Raw genomic sequence first — 4,969 nt, 5'->3', positions numbered from 1 at the left:
GGACAAGAACGATCCGTTCCGCCTCATGGGCTTCGGTCACCGGGTCTACAAGAACTACGACCCGCGTGCCCGCATCATGCAGAAGACCACGCACGAAGTGCTCAGCGAACTCGGCATCAAGGACGATCCGCTCCTCGACGTCGCCATGGAGCTCGAGCAGATCGCGCTGAAGGACGATTACTTCGTCGAGAAGAAGCTCTATCCGAACATCGACTTCTATTCGGGCATCACCCTGAAGGCGATGGGCTTCCCCACCTCCATGTTCACGGTGCTCTTCGCGCTCGCCCGCACGGTTGGCTGGATCGCTCAATGGAGCGAGATGATCGAAGACCCGTCCCAGCGCATCGGCCGCCCGCGCCAGCTCTACACGGGCTCGCCAGAGCGCAGCTACGTGACGGTCGCCCAGCGCGGGTGATCTCGCAAAAGATCAAAATTAAAGAAGGGGCCGAAAGGCCCCTTTTTGCTGCGCTCTTGCTCTCTTTAACTCGCACGCGGGACGTCATGGCCGCACTTGTTGCGGCCATCCATGCCTTCATCGCCACCCCATCGTCCTCGTCACACTCAGCATAAAGGTAAAGGTCGGAAGTAAAAGTGTGGATCCCCGGAACAAGTCCGGGGATGACGAGAGGGTCTTCCTCAGGCGTGAGCTCTGGACGAGAGTAAGTCCGCCACCACCCGTGCCGCGCGCTCGCTCGGCGCCTCGTCGCCGATCCTCATCAGCTCATCGAGCTTGGCAAAGGCTGCGATCTGGCGCTGCCTTTCGGGGCTGTCGCTCATGAGGGGCAGAATCGCATCCCTCAGTTTCTCAGGCGTACAATCCCATTGAATCAGTTCGGGGATGACGTTCTCCCCCAACACCAGATTGGTCAGCACGATCGAGGGCGCCTTGATGAGATACTTCAGCACTTCCTCGATCTTCGACACACGGTAGGCCACGACTAGAGGCACGCCAGAGAGGCCAAGTTCCAGGGTTACCGTGCCCGAAGCCGCCAGGGCGAGATCGGCCTCACGGAAGGCTGYCCATTTCGCGGCTTCGCCGAGGACGATCCTCGGTTTCACGCTCCAGGCTTGCGCGTGCACCTTGATTTCGTCCGCCAGATGCGAGACGGCTGGAATCGTAACCTCGAAGGAGCGCGGCGACTGCTCCTGCAAGAGCTTCAGCGCTTCGCCGAAGGGCTTCATGAGGCGACTGACTTCGGAGCGGCGGCTGCCCGGCAGAACGACCATTTTCAACGGAGCGTCCGTAGAAGCGCCCCGCTCGCCGTGGGCAGGCCTGATCTCCGCGAGACGCTCGATGAGCGGATGCCCGACGTAAGTTGTCGGTGGGCCGCCGAGGCGCTTGTGCGCATCCGGCTCGAAGGGCAGGAGCGCGAGAAGGTGGTCCACATAGGCGCGCATCTTCGCCGCCCGCCCTGGCCTCCAGGCCCAGACGGAGGGGCTGACGTAATCGACGATCGGGATTTCCGGGGCGCGCTGCCGGACGGCCTTCGCTACCCGATGCGTGAAATCAGGACTGTCGATGATGATGAGGCAGTCGGGCTTTGCCGCGACCACAGCATCCGCCGTGAATCGAATGCGTTTCAGGATGGTCGGAAGGCGTGCAATGACGGCGGAGAAGCCCATGACGGAGATCTCTTCCAGCGGGAAGATGCTGGCGAGACCTTCCTTGGCCATGGCATGGCCACCCACGCCACCGAACCGCAGGCGCTCGGCTCCGAGCCTGCTTTTGAGGGCGCGCATAAGCTTCGCACCCAGCTGATCGCCCGATTCCTCACCCGATACGATCCAGATGGTCAAAGGCTTCGTGTCGATCAACGGGCGCTCTCCATCCAGGGAAGATCGACAGCCGCCAGAAACACGCCGAGCCGATCCGCAATACGCAGGGTTTCCTCCTGCTCCAGCACGAAGGTCGAGCCTGCGCCGATGGCGATGCCGGAAAGGCCAGCACGCGCCGCCTCGGCAACAGTACGAGGACCGATGGTCGGCATGTCGACGCGCAGATCCTGCCCGCGCTTGGCCGCCTTGATCAGCACTCCACCCTCCTTGCGCTGGCGTAGGCCGAACCAGGATTGGCGCTGGGCCCTTACCCGCCCTATCATGCGGTCGGTGCCTTCCGGGCCTTCGATGGCGAGCACGTGATTGCGGGCGATGACGGCACCCTGGCCGATGTCGAAGGCGGAGAGCGAAGCGAGAAGATCGACACCCATCGCAATGGCCTGCCGGTCGTCCTCGTTCGGCTCTAGTGCGCCGCGAAAGGCCTTGGAAGCGACGAGATCGGGCGCAAGCTCGTGTGCGCCCACAACCTTGTGCCCGCGTTCCTCGATCAGCCTCACCGCGCCGCGCAGAACCTGATCGTCGCCACGGGCAATGACCTCCTTCACCTCCTGCATGTTGCGTAGGGCCGAATAAGCCCCGAGCAAAGCGGTGAAGCCTGGGCGGCGCACGGCACCGACGAGGGAGACAGCCTGTGGCTGCCAACCGTCCAAGGTGTTCATGATGGTCTTGAGGTCGAGGAGATCCACATTCGTTTGGGCACGATTGCGCAGCTCAGGCGCGGCGAAGCCTCGAAAGGCCAGGATACGGTAATCCTGGCCTGTCTTCTCCAAATGCTCCACGAGCTGGATGGGAAGGCGCCCGGCCCCGGCGATGATCGCGATGGGGCCGTCACCGGTCTTTATCTCGTCCTTGGGCTGCATCCGGCCTCAACCGGAAGTGCTGACGGGATCCCGAGGCGTGCAGAGTGCCCGGTCTTTGCCCTCGCGGATGAAGTCGAGAATATCGTGGACGATGGGATGGCTTCCGAACTCCGCTGCCACATCCTCGACGCGCTCGGCCAAGGTGCCCTCGTCCGCGAACAGCAGACGATAGGCGCGGCGGACGTCATGGATTTGCTCGCGCGTGAAATTGCGGCGACGCATGCCGATGATGTTGAGCCCTGCCAGATGCCCGCGATTGCCGATCGCCATGCCGTAGGGAATGAGATCGTTCTCGAGACCCGACAGCCCGCCGACGAAGGCATGGGAGCCTACACGGGCGAACTGGATCACAGCGGAGCCGCCGCCGAATATTACGAAATTGCCGACGGTCACATGGCCCGCCAACATCACGTTGTTGGACAGGATGCAGTCGTTGCCGACCTTGGTGTCATGGCCTACATGCGAACCGGCCAGGAAGGTGCAGCGGTCGCCGATGACCGTGCGCAGGCCGCCGCCTTCGGTGCCGGGGTTCATGGTCACGCCTTCGCGGATCATGCAATCGGAACCGATATCCAAGGTCGAGGGCTCGCCCTTGTACTTCAGGTCCTGCGGAATATGGCCGAGAGACGCGAAGGGGAAGATCCGCGTACGGGCGCCGATCTTGGTCTTGCCCGCGAGCGCCACATGGCTCATCAGCTGGCAGCCTTCACCAAGCTCGACCTCGGGGCCGATTGTGCAGAATGGGCCGATCTTCGCGCCCGCGCCGATCTTGGCGCCGTCCTCGATGATCGCTGTCGGGTGGATGATTGCTTCCATCAGGCCACCAGCATCGCGCTGACTTCGGCCTCGCAGACGACGACTCCGTCAACCTTCGCCTCGCCCCGGTACCACCACATGTTGCGGCGGTTGTTGAGCTTCTTCATGTGGAACTCCACCCGGTCGCCGGGCTCCACGGGCTTGCGGAACTTCACCTTGTCGATCGTCATGAAGAACACCTGCTTGGGCTTCTCCTGCTGAGCGATCTTCGACTTCACGCAGATGGCGCCCGCCGTCTGAGCCATGGCCTCGATCAGGAACACGCCCGGAAAGATGGGGCGCGACGGGAAATGGCCGGTGAATTGTGGCTCATTGAAGGTGACGTTCTTGATGCCGATGCACGAGTTGTCGCCGTCGATCTCGATGATCTTGTCGACCAGCAGGAACGGATAGCGGTGCGGCAGCAGCTCGAGAATTTCGAGGATATCCGCGGTTTGAAGCGTGGTGGGCGCTTCGGACATGGCGTGAACTCCGGAAGATATGGGGCGTCCTGAAACGAAGTTATGAAGACGCGTCGTCGTCTTTGTCGGAAACGCCCTTGGATGCAAGCYTTTTCAGTGCGGTGATCTCGCGGAACCATTCGCGCATGGGCCGGGCAGGCGCTCCGCCCCAGCGCGCGCCGGCCGGAACATCCCCGTTGACGCCGCTCGTGGCGGCGATCTGGGCGCCCATGCCGATCCGAACATGGCCCTTCACGGCCACTTGGCCGCCAAGCGCCACGTAATCCTCGAGCGTAGTGGAGCCGGCGATGCCGACCTGGGCCACGATCACGCAATGGCGGCCGATGACCACGTTGTGGGCGATCTGGACCAGATTATCGATCTTGGTGCCCTCGCCGATCACCGTATCGCGGCTCGCGCCTCGGTCCACGGTCGTGTTCGCGCCGATCTCCACATCGTCCTGGATGATCACACGCCCGACCTGGGGCACCTTGAGATGGCCTTGCGGCCCCATGGCGAAGCCGAAGCCGTCCTGCCCGATGCGTACGCCCGGATGCAGGATGACCCGGTTGCCGATGAAGGCGTTCGACACGGTGACATGGGATGCGAGCGAGCAGTCGCGCCCGATCTTCACATGCGGACCGATGACCGTCCCCGCCCCGATGAGCGTGCCGGCGCCGATTTCGGCATAGGGGCCGACGACCGCGCCGGGATCGACCTTGACCCCATGCTCCAGGCGAGCCGAGGGGTGGACGAAGGAGCCGGGCGAAATGCCTGTAGCGGCAAAGCAGGATTCGGGCTTCAGGGCGGAGGGAAACAGCAACCCCAAGACCTGCGCGAAAACCCGGTAGGCCTGCGGCGTCACCAGGGCGACAGTCTGCGCGGGCACCTTGGCGGCAAAGCGTGGCGTGACAAGGCAGGCACCGGCGCGGGTCGAGGCCAGTGCGCCGCCATAGGCCGGATTGTCCATATAGGCGAGGTCGTTCGGTCCGGCGCTTTCCAAGGGCTTTCCAAGGG

Annotated in this window: 6 protein-coding genes; 1 reads left to right on the top strand and 5 read right to left on the bottom strand. The window is 63.3% G+C overall.

Translation table 11 applies throughout. The features are described from left to right. Positions 1-415: citrate/2-methylcitrate synthase (locus tag ACXJKO_RS29775; RefSeq protein ID WP_457094632.1), on the top strand; the 415-nt coding region annotated here is incomplete at its 5' end. Positions 416-636: 221 nt separating this feature from the next. On the opposite strand, the gene lpxB is transcribed toward ACXJKO_RS29775, so the two are convergent. The 5 genes from lpxB to lpxD all read right to left on the bottom strand — a co-directional run. After that, the gene (gene lpxB / locus ACXJKO_RS29770; RefSeq protein WP_457094631.1) at positions 637-1,815 is read right to left on the bottom strand and encodes a lipid-A-disaccharide synthase; all 1,179 of its coding nucleotides are present in this window, start codon (positions 1,813-1,815) and stop codon (positions 637-639) included. After that, the gene (locus ACXJKO_RS29765; protein WP_457094630.1) at positions 1,812-2,696 is read right to left on the bottom strand and encodes an LpxI family protein; all 885 of its coding nucleotides are present in this window, start codon (positions 2,694-2,696) and stop codon (positions 1,812-1,814) included. The genes lpxB and ACXJKO_RS29765 overlap by 4 nt, the downstream gene beginning before the upstream one ends. A 6-nt stretch (positions 2,697-2,702) precedes the next feature. Then, on the bottom strand, positions 2,703-3,512 hold the full coding sequence (gene lpxA, locus ACXJKO_RS29760; RefSeq protein WP_457094629.1) for an acyl-ACP--UDP-N-acetylglucosamine O-acyltransferase: 810 nt from the start codon (positions 3,510-3,512) through the stop codon (positions 2,703-2,705). Next, on the bottom strand, positions 3,512-3,973 hold the full coding sequence (fabZ, locus tag ACXJKO_RS29755) for a 3-hydroxyacyl-ACP dehydratase FabZ (protein WP_457094628.1): 462 nt from the start codon (positions 3,971-3,973) through the stop codon (positions 3,512-3,514). Before fabZ ends, lpxA begins: the two co-directional genes overlap by 1 nt. Before the next feature lie 40 nt (positions 3,974-4,013). Next, positions 4,014-4,969, bottom strand: a 956-nt coding sequence (gene lpxD / locus ACXJKO_RS29750; RefSeq protein ID WP_457094627.1) for a UDP-3-O-(3-hydroxymyristoyl)glucosamine N-acyltransferase, incomplete at its 5' end; no start/stop codon positions are given.

The organism is Microvirga sp. P5_D2 (assembly GCF_054049475.1).
This window is presented reverse-complemented; position numbering and strand designations above follow the sequence as displayed.

Bases quoted from the DNA above. Each gene is read 5' to 3' on its own strand.
- ACXJKO_RS29765 (WP_457094630.1), bottom strand. From the start codon at position 2,696: ATGCAGCCCAAGGACGAGATAAAGACCGGTGACGGCCCCATCGCGATC.
- lpxA (WP_457094629.1), bottom strand. From the start codon at position 3,512: ATGGAAGCAATCATCCACCCGACAGCGATCATCGAGGACGGCGCCAAG.
- fabZ (WP_457094628.1), bottom strand. From the start codon at position 3,973: ATGTCCGAAGCGCCCACCACGCTTCAAACCGCGGATATCCTCGAAATT.